Consider the following 15,877-nt stretch of genomic DNA (forward strand, 5'->3'; position numbering starts at 1 on the left):
CTTGAGATTGCCGAGCATCCGGTTCCTGATCGGGCTGGCCACGGTGATCGTCGTGTGCATCGCCGCCGTGATCCTGTGGACGAGGCTGGGCCGTTCGGACAACAAGCCGGCCGCCGCCCCGGACACGACGCTGAACTGCGTGGGCGGCTCCGAGAAGACCGAGCTCATGGCCGACACGAAGGTCAAGAGCATCCTTCACGACAAGTACCACCTGACGATCAACTTCCAGCCGATGGGCTCCTACGACCAGGTGCAGCTCAAGACCGAGGACATCAAGACGCGCAACCTCGACTGCCTCTGGCCGTCCAGCGCCAGCGCGCAGAGCGTCTTCGAGTCGCAGCACCCGGGCGCCTTCAAGGAGTACCGCGCGGAGAACATCCTGCAGTCGCCCGAGGTGATCTACGGCGGGCCGCAGGGCACCGACGCGCTCGTCGCCAAGGGCGTGGTGCAGCTGCGCGACAACCGGTACTACATCGTCAACATGAAGGCGCTGCTGCTGGACTACATCACGACGAAGCAGACCTGGGAGGGCATCGGCGCCACCGGCCTGAGCGGCCCGATCACGGTGTCGAGCACCGACCCGGCCCGGTCCAACAGCGGCTTCGTGCTGGCCCAGCTGGAGCTGAACATCCTCGCGACCGAGGACGTCCACTCCGCGCCCAGCCTGGAACAGGCGCGCAAGGCGCTGCCGGCCATGCGGAAGCTGTATGACGCGCAGGGCCTGCAGGCGCGCAGCTCCGACGCCGGTTTCCGGCAGTGGCTCACACAGGGCGGGGAGCTGCAGGCGCCGCTCTACGCCGGTTACGAGAATCAGCTGATCCAGCTGATCCAGCAGGTCGCGCAGTCCGGGGCGAACACCGCCACCGTCCTGGCGAAGGTCAGGGTGCTGTACCCGGACCCGACCATCTACAGCGACCACCCGGTGCTCGCGCTCAATGCCAACGCCGGCCGGTTCATCGACGCGATGAAGGATTCCGAGATCCAGACGATCGCGTGGCAGCAGTACGGCTTCCGCTCGGCGGTGCAGGTCGGCATCAACGACGTCACCTATTTCAAGGACATCAGCCTGTCCGACCAGGTCCGCACCACGGCGCCGCCGGCCGCCGACGTGACCCTGGCGCTGCTCGAATGCATGAAGGACGCCACGAAGTGCCAGTGAGGGGAACGAAATGAGCGACGGACTTCAGATCGATTTCGGCAACCTCGTCGGCGGGCCCGCCGAACCGGCGCCGGGCACGGCCGACAGCGCCATCACGGCCGCGGTCGCATCGACCGAGCCGCGCACGCTCGTGTGCAAGGACCTGCTCACTCCGGCGCAGGCCGCGCAGGCGGAGGCGGCGGCCAAGCAGCTGTACCCGGTGATGCTCGCCAACACCGACCAGCTCGCCGCCTTCGGCAACAGCGCGATCGACGGGGTCAACGCCCAGGTGACCCGGATCTTCCGCGAGGTCGGCCGGGTCAACATCCCCGAGCTCACCGGCATCATGCACGAGCTGAACGACCGGATGCGCAACTTCCGCCGCAAGTACGACCCGAGCGACCCGAAGGTCCGCGAGACCTTCAACAAGTTCTCGGACTCCATCAAGGGCCTGTTCCGCAAGGGCCGCGACCTGCTGGAGATGCTCTTCGAGGAGGCGAAGACCGTCGAGCAGCAGCTCGACAAGGTCGCCGGCCAGCTCAGCGACAAGCAGCTGCAGCTCAAGCGCAACGTGGTGCTGTGCGACGAGCTCTACAAGGCCAACGAGGCCGCGATCGGCCAGCTCATCGGCGCGATCGCGGTGATGGAACTGGTCCGCGACGTCGCCCTCGAGGACGCCCGCTCCATCAAGATCACACCAGGCGCGCCCGACGAGCGCGACCTGCAGGAGCGCCTGTCCCTCATCACCGAGTTCATCCAGGCGCTCGAGGTCCGCATCAACGAGTTCCAGCAGCGGCTCTTCGTCGCCTGGTCCACCTCCCCGCAGGTGCGCAACATCCGCACGCTCAACTACGGCCTGGGCCAGCGCCTCGCGCTACTCATGAACCTCACCATCCCGACGATGAAGCTGACCATCGCCCAGTGGGCGCTGATGCTGCAGGCCAACCAGGCGGCGGACATGCAGCAGGCGGTGGCGGACGGCGCCAACGACGTCCTGTCCGCCTACGCACAGGCTTCGAAGACGGCGGTACCGCAGATCGCCCGCGTCATCCAGACCCCGACCATCCGCCCGGAGACGATCCTGGAGGTCGCCGACTCGATCGACGCACAGGCCCGGGGCATCGAGGAGGCCGTGAAGTACGGCCAGCAGAAGCGCGCCGAGGTGGTCACCGCGATCGTCACCGCCAACGAGTCGATGTCGCAGACCTCGCAGCGGCTGAGCAAGACCGTGGTCGAGCTGGTTTCCCGGGCCAAGGAGCCGCTCGCCCTGCCGGCCGGCCCGCAGCTGCCGGCGTCGGTCCTCGAGCAGGCCCCGGCACTGGTCCCGCAGGCGAACGCCTGACCGCCGCGGAGGCGGCGGGCGTGCCTCCCTGGCACCTCACCCGCCGCCTCCGAGCACCGACTCTCACCCGCGACCGTGACAGTGTCACGGTCGCCCGTCTTTCCAGCCGCGACGTTGACAGTGTCACGGTCGCCCGTCTCTTCAGCCGCGACGTTGACAGTGTCACGGTCGCCGGTCCGCCCCGACGGTGACAGTGTCACGGTCGACGCCGACGGCATCGACGGTGACACTGTCACGAGCGCTGCCGGCGGCAACGGCGACAGTGTCACGGTCGCCGGTCGGTGTTGGCGTTGACGTTGACGTTGACAGTGTCACGAGGGCTATTGGCGGCGACGGTGACAGTGTCGCCGGTCGGCGTCGACGTTGACAGTGTCACGGTCGCCGGTCGGCGCCGACGGTGACAGTGTCACGAGAGCTGTCGGCGGCGACGGTGACAGTGTCGTGCGGGTGTCGGTCGCGGCGGTGGCAGTGGCGCGAGGGGGCGTTGGTGCAGGTTGCGGCGGTGTCGGGCGGCTGGGGCCGTGATCGTGGACCGTGACAGTGTCACGGTCGCTCGTCCGTGGCGATGGTGACAGTGTCACGGTCGCTCGTCCGTGGCGATGGTGACAGTGTCACGGTCGCTCGGCGGCGCCGACGTTGACAGTGTCACGAAGGCTGTCGGCACGGCGACGTTGACAGTGTCACGACGCGCGGCGACCGGAAGTCTCCGTGATCATGCTGTATGCGCTGCCGACACCAACGGTTTTTCATGATCACGGAGTGATCATGTACACCTGTGTACCACAAGTCTCCGGGATCATGGCAAACCCGTGGTGCGGCGACGACGGGCATCATGATCACGGAGACATACGTCCCCACCACGGCCGCCCCGGCGGCACCGATCGGATGTTCGCGTCCGAGAGGCGAGCATCCGCGACGCCCGCGACGCCCGCGACGCCCGCGACGCCCGCGACGCCCGCGACGCCCGCGACGCCCGCGACGCCCGCGACGCCCGCGACGCCCGCGACGCCCGCGACGCCCGCGACGCCCGCGACGCCCGCGGTGACCGCGGTGACCGCGGTGACCGCGGTGACCGGAGGTTGGTCGGTGGTGAGGAGTGCGGTGCAGCCAGCGGCGGGAGGTCAGTGGTCGTCGGGGAGGAACCAGTGGTGCGGGGCGATCAGCTTCAACGCGGCGTCCGGGCCCCAGGAGCCGGCCGGGTAGGGCTGTACCGGCGGTGGGTCCGACAGCAGCGGCGCGGAGATCTCCCACAGGCGCTCGATCCCGTCGGACCGGGTGAACAGTGACTGGTCGCCGAGCATCGCGTCGAGGATCAGTCGTTCGTAGCCGGCCAGGCTGCGCCGGTTGCAGAACGAATCGGCGTAGCGGAAGGTCATCGCCGCCTCGCCCAGGCGCATGGTCGCGCCCGGCTCCTTGGCCAGGAAGTGGGCGGCGATCCAGCCGGGGTCGGCGAAGTCGATGACGAGCTTGTTGGTGGGTCGCGGGGCGGTATCCGAAGACAGCGGGAACATCCGCATCGGCGGCTCGCGGAAGGCGATGGTCACCGCCTGGCGCCGCTGCGCCATCGACTTGCCCGAGCGCAGGAAGAACGGTACGCCCGACCAGCGCCAATTCTCGACCTCGACGCGGGCGGCCACGAACGTCTCGGTCTGCGAGTCGGGTGCGATGCCGGCCTCGTCGCGGTAGCCCTGGTACTGGCCGCGGACGACGTCGCGCACGTCCAGCGGGGCCATGGCGGCGAAGACCTTGCTGGTCTCGTCCCGGATCGGCTTGGCGGCCAGGGTCGTGGGGGGTTCCATCGCCACGAAGCCGAGCACCTGGAGCAGGTGGGTGACGATCATGTCGCGGTAGGTGCCGGTGCCCTCGAAGAAGGCGGCCCGGCCCTCGATGCCGATGGTCTCGGGTACGTCGATCTGCACGTGGCTGATGTGGTTGCGGTTCCAGATGGGCTCGAACAGGCCGTTGGCGAACCGGAACGCGAGGATGTTGTCGACCGATTCCTTTCCCAGGAAGTGGTCGATGCGGAAGACGTCGGACTCGTCGAACACCTCGTGAATGGCCGTGTTGAGCGCGCGGGCCGAGGCGAGGTCGGTGCCGAACGGCTTCTCGACGATGATCCGGCCGTGCTCGGCCAGGCCGGTGGCGCCGAGCATGCGGACCGTCGCCTCGAAGCCGGACGGGGGCACGGCCAGGTGGAACAGCCGGCGCGGGGTGCCGCCCACAGCGCGCTCGGCGCCGCTGACCGCGTCCATCAGCGGCTGGGGGTGGGCCGGCTCGGCGGCGGCGAAGGTCAGGGTGCCGGCGAAGTCGCGCCACGCCTCGCCCTCGGGCGGGGTCTGGCCGAACTCGGCGACCGCGTCGCGGGCGATCCGGCGGAACTCCTCGTCGCCGTGCGGGGACCGGGCGGTGCCGACGATGCGGTATCGCGGTGGCAGTAGCCCGGCCCGGGCGAGTTGGAACAGCCCGGGCAGCAGCTCGCGCCGGGCCAGGTCGCCGGTCGCCCCGAACAGCACGATCACGTGGTCGCCGGGGCGCGCCCCGGCCTCGCGGGCCGGGGCGGTCGAGACATCGGTGAGGACGCTCACGGGCGATCACTGCCCGGCCAGGGGTCCACCAAACCGAAACGATCAGGGGTCCACCGAACCGAAATGGTCAGGGGCCACCGAGCTGAAACCGGTCAGGGGGCCGCCAAAGCTGAAATGGTCAGGGGGTGGCCGAGCCGAGGACGGTGCGGAAGGTGACCGAGACGCGGCGGCCGCGCGGCACGCGGGTGCCGTCCGGGGCCGGGTCGCTCTTGCGGGCCGCGATCGCGTGCCGCCACTCGTAACGGGACGGGCCGCTCATCACGCACAGGCTGCGGGCGGCCAGGTGGACCGGGACCTTCAGGTCGTTGCTGAACTCCATCGTGCAACCCGAGCCCAGGCTGACCGCGGCCACCTCCGGGCCGAAGCACGGCACGCAGTCGGTGTGGGCGCTGATGCCCTGGCCCGGCAGGTACTCGTTGACGATCACCTGGTCGGGCACGAACGACAGGCGGGCGCCGAGCTTCGCCGCCCAGTCGGGCAGCGGGGTGCGCGCGGCGGGGGCGACCGCGCGGCTGGTGTAGTCGTAGCGCATGCCGTAGTGCTGCACGCGGCGGCGCAGCTCGGTCGACCATTCGGCAGCGTCGATGGTCGTCAGCAGCGCCCGCTCCTCCTCGGGGGTGATCCATTCGGGGGTGTACCGCAGACCGGGAACTTCGGACATGTGTACGAGACTAGGGGGTGCCGGCAACGGCCCGGAACCACCCTGGCCGAATGGCTGTTCACCTCGATCATGGCGACCCACAACAATCTGCGCTGAACCGGAAACCCCACGTGATCGAGGTCGTTTGTGGCTGCGACGGTACTGCGTACGCCCGTCCTGGTGGTCGGGGCCGGGACGGTCGGCGCCGTCCTGGCGCTCGAGCTGGCCCACCACGGCGTGCCCTGCATGGTGGTGGAGCGGGCGACCGGCCTGCCCCGGCACGAGGACCTGGACCACCTCGGCGGACGCAGCATGGAGCTGCTGCGCCGGCTGGGGCTGAGCGCGCCGATCCGCCGCGCGGGCGTGGACGCCGACGCCGCCACGGACGTGGTCTGGAGCCGGCGGCTCGACCGGCCGCCCGTCCTGGTCGCGCAGCGGCCTTCGGTCAACCAGCTGCGGCAGCGGTACGCCACCGTCAACGACGGCAGCGCCCCGGCCGAGCACCACCAGCAGGTCTTCGGCACCGACCTGGCCGCGCAGCTGCGCGCCGCGCTGCGCCAGGCCCCGCTGGTCGACCTGCGGGAGGGCTGGACCTGCACCGGCGTGCGCACCGAGGGCGACGGTGTGCGGGTGAGCGTGGTCGACGAGCGCGACGGCGAGCCGCGGACCGTGCTGGCCCGGCACGTGGTCGGGTGCGACGGCGCGCAGAGCACGGTCCGTGGCTGCCTCGACGTGCCGCTGGACGGGCTCGGGGTGCCGGTGGGGTACTGCGCGATCTCCTTCCGCAGCAAGGACCTCGCCCTGCGCTCGCGCGGGCCGGGACTGTCCACGATCGTGGTCGGCGGCCTGACCCTGCTGTCCCGCGATGAGCGCGACGCCTGGGTCGGGCACGTGGCGGCGGGTCCGGACCGGGCCGGCGACCGGCCCGACCCGGCGCGGCTGCTGCGCGACGGGCTCGGCGAGGCGATCGAGCCGCCCGAGGTGCTCGAAGTGCAGCCGTGGGACGACACGATGGGGGTCGCCCGGACGTACCGAATCGGCCCGGTCTTCCTGGCGGGGGAGGCCGCGCACCGGTTCCACCCGGCCGGCGAGACCGCGGACACCGGCATCGGCGACGCCGTGGACCTGGGCTGGAAGCTGGCCGCCGTGCACGCCGGGTGGGGCGGCGAGGCGCTGCTGGACAGCTACGAGGCCGAGCGCCGCCCGCGGGCCCTGATGGACCGCGAGCTGCTGGCCCGGGTGCTGGAGACCCGGCGCCGGTTCGGCCGGCTGGCCGCGGCCGGCGCGCCGCAGGACTACCTGGCCGGCGTGGTGCGCCAGGAGCTGCCGCTGGCCGAGGACATCGGGCTCGGCTTCGGCGGGCGGTACGCCTTCTCGCCCGTCGTGTGGCACGAGCGCGGCACCCCGCCGAGCCTGCACGGCGAGCGGATCACCCCGAGCACCTGGCCCGGCGGCCGCCCGCCGGCGGTGCGGCTGGGCGACGGCGGGCAGCTCTTCGACCGGCTCGGGCCGCAGCTGACCCTGGTCGACCTGACCGACGACGCGGCGGGGGCGGCGCTGACCCGGGCGGCGCGGGAGCGCGGGATCCCGGTGGCGCACCTGCCGCTGGACGACGCCGCGGTGCGCGCCTGCTGGGGCCGCCGGCTGGTGCTGGTCCGCCCCGACCAGCACGTGGCCTGGCGCGACGACACCCCGCCGGACGACTGGCCCGCGGTGCTCGACCTGATCTGCGGCCGCTAGCCGGTCCCGCGGCAGGGGATTTCGGCTCATATAAAAAGTCCCGAAACTCGGTACAGTCCGAGGATGACCGTCGATCGAGCGGTGGCGCCCGCCGCCCTCGGGCGGGCGGTGCTGCTCGGCCGGGGCGCCGCCACGCTCACCGCCGCCGGCACCGGGCTGCGGCTGGCCGCCGATCCGCGCCCGGTGCTGCTCGCCGCGGGCATCGTCGTGGCGAGCACCGTCGCCGGGCTCGCCGTGCTGTCCCGCAACCCGTATGTGGTCCGCCGCCCGGTGGCGGTGCTGACCCTGGACGGCCTGGCCGTCCTCGCGGTGCTCGCCGCCGACCCGGGCATCGCCTACTTCTGCGCCGCCGCCGGCGCCTCCGCCCTGGCCGGCGTGGTCGTCGGCCGGCTCGCGCTGCTCGTCGGGGCCGCGCACGCCGCCGCCGGCTACGTCGTGGCCGCCGGGGTGCTGCGCGCCGACCCCGCCCACGCGGAGTACGTGCTGGCCTTCCCGATCGCCTGCGTGCTGGCCGCGGCCGGGGCCGCGGTGGCCACCGCCGCCCTGCGCCGGCACGTCGAGCTGTCCGTGCGGGTGGTCGCCTCCGCCCAGCGCGCCGCCGCGGCCGGGGAGCGCGCCCGCCTGGCCCGCGAGCTGCACGACTCGGTCGCCAAGACGCTGCGCGGCGTCTCGTTCGCCGCCCTGGCCCTGCCCCAGTCGCTGCGCCGGCACCCCGACCTCGCCGAGCGGCTGGCCGGCACGGTCTCGGCCGGCGCCGCGGCCGCCGCCCGGGAGGCCCGCGACCTGCTCGACGGCCTGCGCTCCGACGAGCCCGACCGCGACTTCCGCGCCGTCCTCGCCGACCTGTGCCGGGCCGCGGACCTGCCGGTCCGCCTCGACGCGGCGCCGGCCGACCCGCCGATCGCGGTCCGCTACGAGCTGTGCCGGATCCTGCAGGAGGCGCTGCGCAACGCCGAGCGCCACGCCGGCGCCCGGGGGGTCACCGTCCGGCTCGCCGAGCGCGACGGCCGCCTGGTGCTGTCCGTCGCCGACGACGGCCGCGGCTTCGACGTGCCCGCCGACCCGGCCGCCCTGCGCGCCGGGCACCACTACGGCATCCTCGGCATGGCCGAGCGCGCCCGGTCGGCCGGAGGCACCCTGTCGGTCGTCGCAACCCCCGGCGGCGGTACCACCGTCACGGCGGCCATCCCGCTGCGCTCCCCGGCCACGGCGGCCCGGCCATGATCCGGGTCCTGGTCGTCGACGACAACCCGATCGTCCGCGCCGCGCTGCGCGGCTACCTGGACGCCTCCGCCGCCTGCACGGTCGTCGCCGAGGCGGCCGACGGGCAGGAGGCGCTGGCCGAGGCCCGCCGGACCGGGCCCGCGGTCACGCTGCTGGATCACCGCATGCCCCTCGCCGACGGCCTGTCGGTGCTGCCCGAGCTGACCCGGCTTACCGCCGTGCTGGTCCTGACCAGCGACCCCGACCCGGTCCTGATCGCCCGCATGCTGCACGGCGGCGCCCGCGGCTACCTGATCCACGGCGCGTTCACCCCGGCGGAGCTGCACCGCGCGGTGGAGGCGGTGGCCGCCGGGCACGGCTGGCTCTCCCCGGCCGCCGCCGCGGTGGCCACCGCCAGCATGCGCGTCCACCCGCTGCCCCGCGCACACCCCCGCCACGGCCTGACCCGCCGCGAGCAGGACGTGCTCGACCTGCTGGCCGAGGGGCTGTCCAACGCGGCGATCGCGCACCGCCTGCTGCTCACCGAGAAGACGGTGAAGAACCACCTGCACCGGGCGTACGCGAAGCTGCGGGTCACCAACCGCACCGAGGCCCTGCTGCGCTGGACCGGCCGCGGATGAGGCGGTGGCTCTTCTGGTCCGCCCTCGCCGCGGCCGTGGCCGCGACCATCGCGCTCGTCCCCCCGCTGGTGCTGCCCGCTCCCGACGCGCCGGCGCCGGCCCCTCCGGTCGCGGCGCCGTCCCCGGCACCGGTCTCTTCGGCCGCGGCGCCGTCCCCGGCCGTCGAGGTGATCAGCCGGCACGCGGCCGACGGGGCGAACCTCCGCAAGGGCGCCCGGATCATCGAGTGCCCGTCCTGCGACGGGGGCCGCCGGGTCGGCTACATCGGCGGGCCGAACACGCTCGCCATCCGGGTCGACGGCGTGCCCGCCGCCGGGGAGCGCACCCTGGTCATCGTCTACGAGACCCAGGACCCGCGGACGCTGAAGGTCGCGGTCGGCGACGGCCCGGTGCACACCCTGGCGCTGTCCGGCGCCGCCGACTACCTCATCCCCGCCCGGACCCGGCTGACCGTCTACGTCCCGGCCGGTACCAGCTGGATCCGGTTCTTCAACGACGAGGGCTCCGCCCCCGACATCAACCGCATCGAGCTGCGCTGACGCCGGGGGCGGTCACGACGTCAGAACTGACCGGCCGTGTTGCACTTGGCCCGCTGGACGATGCAGTTCTTCACCCGGTGCCCCTGGGCCGCGTTGTCCCAGGCGAAGAACGCGTCGCCGTGGAAGGACGACGCCATGCCCGACGCCAGCGTGAACCCGTCCGCGGTGCCGCTGGTCGGGTAGGCCAGCAGGAACGACACCGACGGGATCGCCACCGGGAACGCCCCGCCGCAGGCGCCGGTGTAGGCGTACGCCACGTGCGACTTGTGGTCGGGGCTGTCCAGGTGCGTGCCGTCCCAGCAGTCCTGGAACACCAGCTGGAACATCAGCGTGGCGCCGGGCGCGCACAGCGGCCAGTTCCCGTCGGTGCTGCGCCCGATCTCCCCGCCGGGACCGGCGCAGTAGAACTGGTTCACCGAGCCGGCCGGCGTCGGCTGCTGCAGCCGCGCGTCGCCGGCGATCATCCGGAAGCCCTGCGGGAAGGGCACCGTCCCGGCCGGGTCGGTCAGCCGCGAGCCGTAGTAGACGACCACGGCCTTCGGCTCGACCGCGACGCCGTGCTCGTACAGCGTCGGCACCCAGTAGGCGGACAGGTCCGGCGCCGGCGCGCAGCTGGTCCCCGCGTTGGCCAGCAGGGAGTCGAGCGTGGTGTACGCGTCGGTGCCGTGGTTGCCGATGAAGCTGTGCATGTGTGACGCGCCCGGCAGGCCCGGGAAGACGATCGGATCGTCCTTCTTGGAGTGGCTGTACGTGCACGAGGCGTTGAACTCGGGCACCCGCACGGCATTGGCCGGCGCCGGGTCCATGGGCATCGCACGGAAGTCGGCCAGCTGCGCGTTCCACTTCGCCGGGTCCACGTCGACCCATCCGGCGGCCGCCGAGCCCGACGGGCTGGGGCTGGCGGCGGCCCCGGCGGTGAACGAGAACCAGTTGATGTTGACGAAGTCGCGGCCTCCGGTGGTGTTGCGCATGACCGCGAACACGGTCTGCGGGCCGGTCGGGTGGGTGGCGGCGGTGGCGGTGAGCGTCACCCAGGCCTGCCAGCCGCCGGTCGGCGCGACGGTGAACTGGGCGAGCACCGGCCCGGTGAGCGAGCCGGTGCGCAGCTCGACGGTGCCCGTACCGCCGGTGCCGGCCGACGCGACCCGGGCGGCGACGCTCAGCGCGCCGGCCGCGCCGAGGTCGACGCCGTCGTAGCGCAGCCAGTCGCCGTCGGCGAGGTAGGCGACGTCCTGCCCGCCGCCGGTGTCGACGGTGGTCTCGACCTGGGCGCCGGACTGCGCGGCGAACGCCTCCGCCTGGACGGTCACCGGTGTGGCGGCATCGGCGGTCGTCACCATGGCGGCGGCGACGACGAGGAGGGCGGTCGCCGCGACCCCGGCGGCGGCGATCAAGCCCCTGACGTTTGGCACGAGGATCTCCTTACTGCTTGCGACGTGCGCGAACGATGGCGAGGGCGGGCCCACCGTACGGCCGCCGCCCTGAGCCCAAAGGCCCAGGCGAGGGACCCAATTTCGGGGCGGCCGGGGCCACCGGCCGGCGGGGTCAGCCGGCCAGGTGGCCCCAGCGGGGCTCCAGCTCGCGCCAGGTGCCCTGCGCGGCCGCGGTACCGTCGAGCAGCACGATCACCCGGTCGGCCTGGGTCAGCGCGGCCCGCTTCGACGTCGAGCCGATCACCGTGACGCCGTGCTCGCGCAGCGCCCGCCACAGCGCCAGCTCCGTCGTCACGTCCAGCGCCGAGGAGACGTCGTCGGCGATGAGCAGCTCGGTGCGCGGGGCCAGCGCGCGGGCCAGGGCCAGCCGCTGCAGCTGGCCGCCGGACAGCCGGGTGCCCTTGTGGCCGATCAGCAGCCCCAGGCCGGCGCCGGCCGCGTTCAGGTCGTGCTCCAGCTGGGCGGTGCTGACGGCGCGGTCCGCGTCGACCTCGTGGCCGAGGCTGATGTTGTCGGCGACCGTGCCGGACAGCACCCGCGGCAGCTGGGCCACGTAGCCGATCTGGTTCGGGCGCAGGAACATCTCCGGCTCGGTGACCGGCTCGCCGTTCCACTTGAGCTTGCCGGTGTGGTGCACGATGCCGGCCAGGGCGCGCAGCAGCGACGACTTGCCCGAGCCGACCGGGCCGACGACCAGCACCAGCTGGCCGCGCTCCACGGACAGGTCGACGTCGCGGACCGCGACCGTGCCGTCCTCGTGGACCGCCGTGAAGCCGTCCAGGTCGAGGCGGCGCAGCGGGTGCCGGGGCGCGGCCGGCGGCGCGGGCGCGGTGCCGGCCGAGAGGTCGACCCCCGGTACCGCCGCGGCATATTCGGCAACGCCGGTCATCTCCACCGTGCGGCGGGTCCACACCCGCGCGGACGGCAGCTGCGAGATGAGCGACGCCGTGGTCCAGGCGAACCAGCGCGCCGAGCCCAGCGTCGAGACCGCGACGAGCGTGGCACCGGCGGTGAGGCGGCCGGACAGCAGCAGCGCCCAGGCGCCGATCGGCAGCAGGCCGCTGGCCAGGGCCGGCGTCGAGCGGGCCCAGACCTGCACGGCGATCTCCCGGCGCTGCCGGTCGCTGCGCACCCGGTCCAGCCTGGCCAGGTGGGCCAGGACCGGGGCGGTGGCGCCGGCCAGCTTGACCGTGCGCGCCGCGGACAGCGACGACACCAGCGCGGTGGCGAACGCGGCCCGGGCCGCGACGGTCAGCTGCGCCGAGCGCTTCAGCGCCGGCCCGAACAGGGTCGCGGCGAGGCCGGACAGCACGATCGTGGCGGTCATGAAGGTGGCCGGCACGAACGAGCCGGACACGACCGTCATCGCGACCAGCACCCACAGGCAGATCCACTGGTCGATGAGGTTGTCGGCGAGCATGACGACCCGCTCGGTGTCGCCGCCCTGGGCGACCACCTCGGCGGGCGTGTGCGCGCTGACCCGGCGGGCGCCGGTCTGGCCGTGGACCAGCCGCAGGCTGATGCGCAGCAGCTGGCGGACCCACCACTCGGGGAAGTACCGGCCGGTGTAGTAGGGCAGGGCGAGCGGCAGCAGCAGGCCCGCGGCGATGCCCAGGGCCGGCCACAGCGCGTCGCCGGCCCCGTCGACCACGTCGGCCCACAGCCACGGCAGCACCGAGCCGTCGAGGCCGAGCAGCGCCATCATGGCGAACATCACGACCGCGACGAGGCCGTACCGCCAGTCGTTGGTGGCCAGCTTGAAGATGTTCCAGAAGGTGCGCGCCCTCGGCCGCGCCGGCAGCGGCGGCGGGTCGGCCTTCACGGCCGCGCTGGACACCAGCGGCCGCGGCGGCGGGGCGGCGATCGAGTCGACGGCGGTCGCGGACGAGGCGGCCAGCAGCGCCGCGAACCGCTCCGACGAGGCGAGCGGGCCGGCCTCCACCACGGCGCCGTCGGCGAGGACGACGACCTCGTCGCACTGCTGCACCGAGGACAGCCGGTGCGCCACGATGATGCCGATCCGCCCGGCGAGCAGGCGCGCGGTCGCCCGCTGCACCTGGGCCTCGGTCACCGGGTCCAGCCGCGCGGTCGCCTCGTCGAGGATGACCACCTGCGGGTCGCGGACCACGATCCGGGCGAACGCCACCAGCTGCTCCTGCCCGGCCGACAGCACGTGGCCGCCGTCGCCGAGCCGGGTGTCGATGCCGCCGGGCAGGTCGGCGACCCAGGCAGCGAGGCCCAGCTCGTCGATCGCCCGCCCGGCCGCGGCCAGCAGGCCGGGGTCGAACAGCGCGATGTTCTCGGCGAGCGTGCCGGCCAGGATCTCGGTGCGCTGCGGCACGACGGCGATCCACCGGCGCAGCGCCTCGACGTCGAGGTCGAGCAGGTCGACGCCGCCCAGGAAGACGGTGCCGCGGGGCAGCTCGACGGCCCGGGTGAGGATCTTCGCCAGGGTCGATTTGCCGGATCCGGTACGACCGATCAGCGCATAGGACCGGCCCCGCGCGAACGTCAGGCTCACGTCGCTCAGGGCCGGATTCCGGGCGGTTTCGGTATACCGGAAGTTCAGCTCGCGTATCTCGAGGTCACCGGCGGCGGGGGCGAGCCCGCCGACCGGCTCCTGTCTGGAGTCGCGCAGCAGTTGGACCCGGGCCCACGCGCCCAGCGCGTACTGCAGCTCGGGCACCATCCGGCTGGTGTGCTCGACCGTCGCGCCGAAGCCCAGGGCGAGCAGCCAGACCGCGCTGAGCCGGGCGACGTCGACGCTGTGCGTGGCCAGCGCCCAGACGCCGCCGAGCACGACCAGCGCGATGCCCAGCCGCACGAACCCGGACGCGACCGAGGTGACCGCGGCTGAGCGGTTCCACACGTTGCGGCCGCGCTCGAGCACGGCGGCGGCCCGCCGGGCGTAGAGCCGCAGCACATACGGCCGGGCGAGCGTGGTGCGCACGTCGTCCTGGCCGTGGATGCTCTCCTCCATCACCGCCGCCAGGTCCGACCAGGCCTCCTCCTCGCGCATGCGCGCGTCGGCGATCTTCGCGGTCGGCCGGCGCAGTGCCAGGGTCAGCACGACGGTGATGACGACCATGCCGAGCCCGGCCGGCCACCACACGAACAGCGCCGTCGCCACCGACAGCACCGTGTAGCAGGCCGCCTGGGCGATGCGCACGCCCGCGTTGCGCAGCTCGGCGGCCACCTGGTAGACGTCGCCGTCGATCCGGTCGAGCAGCTCGCCGACCGGCGTGGTCTCCAGCGTCGGCAGGTCCTGCCCGAACGCCACCCGGCACAGCCGGCGGCGCACGTCGGCGGCCCAGTCGGCGGTCAGCCGGGACATGATGAGCCCGACCCCGAGATCGGTGAGCACGGCCGCCGCGAGGGCCGCCGCGAGCACCACGAACATGGTCCACGAGCGATGGATCAGCACCGAGCCGCCGACCGCGGACGCCGCGGCCTGCCCCGCCGCGCCGAGCACGACGAGGAAGGCCACGAACGCGGTCCGGCGCGGCGACGTGGCCCAGAGGTCACGGATCAGGCGCATGGTGGGGTCCCCCGAACGGTTTGTGGCGGCTATCCAGCGTGCCCCGCGACGCCCGCCGGGGACAACGCATTTACCGCCGGGCGTACGTCATCGACCGCTGACCACGGCGCCGATCAGCGCCTCGGTGGCCGGCCACAGGCGCGCCGCCGTCGCCTGGTCGAGTCCGTTCCGGCCGGCGCGGCCGATGGCCGGGTGGCCCTTGAGGCCGCCCGGGCCGTGCGGGCCGACGTAGGCGTTGCCGGGGACGTCCTGGGTCGCGGCGTAGAGCACCGGCAGTGCCGCGTGCTCGGCGTCGTTGGTGAGGAACGTCAGCCGGTTGATGACGTTCGACCTGGAGTGGGCGGCGAGGCCGGTGCGGGCGATGCCCGGGTGGGCCAGCACGGAGCGCACCCGGCTGCCCGCGGCGGTCAGGCGGCGCTGCAGCTCGAGGGAGAACAGCACCACGGCGAGCTTGGACGCCTGGTAGGCGCGCATCCCGTGGTACCCGCGGGCGCGCCAGTCGAGGTCGTCCAGGTCGAGCCGGGCCTGGCGGTGCAGCTGGCTGGTGACGTGCACGACGCGGTCGGTCAGCCGGTCCAGCAGCAGGTTGGTCAGCAGGAACGGGCCGGTGTAGTTGGTGGTGGTCTGCAGGTCGAGGCCGTCCGCGGTGCGGGCGGCCGGGATGTCCATGACGCCGGCGTTGTTGATCAGGATGTCGAGGGTGCCGGGCCAGGCGGCGGCGAACGCGCGGACCGACGCCAGGTCGGCCACGTCGAGCGGCCGGGCGTCGAAGGTGCCGGGCAGGCCGGCGACGGCCCGGCGGGCCTTTTCGGGGTCGCGGACCGCCAGCACGACGCGGGCGCCGGCGCGGGCGAGCTCGCGGGCGGTGACCAGGCCGATGCCGCGGCCGGCGCCGGTGATCACCACCGTCCGGCCGGTCATGTTCGGCAGGTCCTGCGCGGTCCAGCTGGTCATCGAAGACTCCCGGGGTCGAGGGCGCGGCGAGCGGTGTACCGCCGAAGCCATGACACGCCACCGGGCCGGCCGGATGAAGGACCCGCGCAACCACTGCATGGCAGGTCGTGGCTGCGCCCGGCCG

At 73.4% G+C, this 15,877-nt stretch carries 11 protein-coding genes; 6 read left to right on the forward strand and 5 right to left on the reverse strand.

Annotation, left to right across the window (positions count from 1 at the left end; all coding sequences use genetic code 11):
• Position 1 precedes the first annotated feature (1 nt).
• Both ACQPXD_RS25305 and ACQPXD_RS25310 read left to right on the forward strand, forming a co-directional pair.
• Entirely contained in the window at positions 2–1,159 is a 1,158-nt protein-coding gene (locus tag ACQPXD_RS25305) for a hypothetical protein (RefSeq protein WP_432842660.1), read from the forward strand.
• Positions 1,160–1,169: 10 nt separating this feature from the next.
• On the forward strand, positions 1,170–2,480 hold the full coding sequence (locus tag ACQPXD_RS25310; RefSeq protein WP_432842662.1) for a toxic anion resistance protein: 1,311 nt from the start codon (positions 1,170–1,172) through the stop codon (positions 2,478–2,480).
• 1,121 nt (positions 2,481–3,601) lie between these two features.
• On the opposite strand, the gene zwf is transcribed toward ACQPXD_RS25310, so the two are convergent.
• Positions 3,602–5,065: a glucose-6-phosphate dehydrogenase gene (zwf, locus tag ACQPXD_RS25315; RefSeq protein WP_432842664.1), complete on the reverse strand. Its 1,464-nt coding sequence runs from the start codon at positions 5,063–5,065 to the stop codon at positions 3,602–3,604.
• A gap of 118 nt (positions 5,066–5,183) precedes the next feature.
• Positions 5,184–5,726, reverse strand: a complete 543-nt coding sequence (locus ACQPXD_RS25320; RefSeq protein ID WP_432842666.1) for an alpha-ketoglutarate-dependent dioxygenase AlkB — start codon at positions 5,724–5,726, stop codon at positions 5,184–5,186.
• Between the two features lie 126 nt (positions 5,727–5,852).
• On the opposite strand from ACQPXD_RS25320, the gene ACQPXD_RS25325 reads away from it, so the two are divergent.
• From ACQPXD_RS25325 to ACQPXD_RS25340, 4 genes are all read left to right on the forward strand, one after another.
• The gene (locus ACQPXD_RS25325; RefSeq protein ID WP_432842668.1) at positions 5,853–7,445 is read left to right on the forward strand and encodes an FAD-dependent monooxygenase; all 1,593 of its coding nucleotides are present in this window, start codon (positions 5,853–5,855) and stop codon (positions 7,443–7,445) included.
• A gap of 63 nt (positions 7,446–7,508) precedes the next feature.
• On the forward strand, positions 7,509–8,669 hold the full coding sequence (locus tag ACQPXD_RS25330) for a sensor histidine kinase (protein WP_432842670.1): 1,161 nt from the start codon (positions 7,509–7,511) through the stop codon (positions 8,667–8,669).
• The gene (locus ACQPXD_RS25335; protein WP_432842672.1) at positions 8,666–9,289 is read left to right on the forward strand and encodes a response regulator transcription factor; all 624 of its coding nucleotides are present in this window, start codon (positions 8,666–8,668) and stop codon (positions 9,287–9,289) included. Before ACQPXD_RS25330 ends, ACQPXD_RS25335 begins: the two co-directional genes overlap by 4 nt.
• Positions 9,286–9,828: a hypothetical protein gene (locus ACQPXD_RS25340; RefSeq protein ID WP_432842674.1), complete on the forward strand. Its 543-nt coding sequence runs from the start codon at positions 9,286–9,288 to the stop codon at positions 9,826–9,828. The genes ACQPXD_RS25335 and ACQPXD_RS25340 overlap by 4 nt, the downstream gene beginning before the upstream one ends.
• Before the next feature lie 20 nt (positions 9,829–9,848).
• On the opposite strand, the gene ACQPXD_RS25345 is transcribed toward ACQPXD_RS25340, so the two are convergent.
• From ACQPXD_RS25345 to ACQPXD_RS25355, 3 genes are all read right to left on the reverse strand, one after another.
• The gene (locus ACQPXD_RS25345; RefSeq protein WP_432842676.1) at positions 9,849–11,240 is read right to left on the reverse strand and encodes a DUF1996 domain-containing protein; all 1,392 of its coding nucleotides are present in this window, start codon (positions 11,238–11,240) and stop codon (positions 9,849–9,851) included.
• A 133-nt stretch (positions 11,241–11,373) separates the two neighbouring features.
• The gene (locus tag ACQPXD_RS25350; protein WP_432842678.1) at positions 11,374–14,799 is read right to left on the reverse strand and encodes an ATP-binding cassette domain-containing protein; all 3,426 of its coding nucleotides are present in this window, start codon (positions 14,797–14,799) and stop codon (positions 11,374–11,376) included.
• Between the two features lie 87 nt (positions 14,800–14,886).
• Positions 14,887–15,753 (reverse strand): SDR family NAD(P)-dependent oxidoreductase, encoded by an 867-nt coding sequence (locus tag ACQPXD_RS25355; protein ID WP_432842680.1) that lies wholly within the window; start codon positions 15,751–15,753, stop codon positions 14,887–14,889.
• Positions 15,754–15,877: the final 124 nt, after the last annotated feature.

It is taken from the genome of Dactylosporangium sp. CA-092794, from assembly GCF_050948465.1.
Taxonomy (GTDB): Bacteria; Actinomycetota; Actinomycetes; order Mycobacteriales; family Micromonosporaceae; genus Dactylosporangium.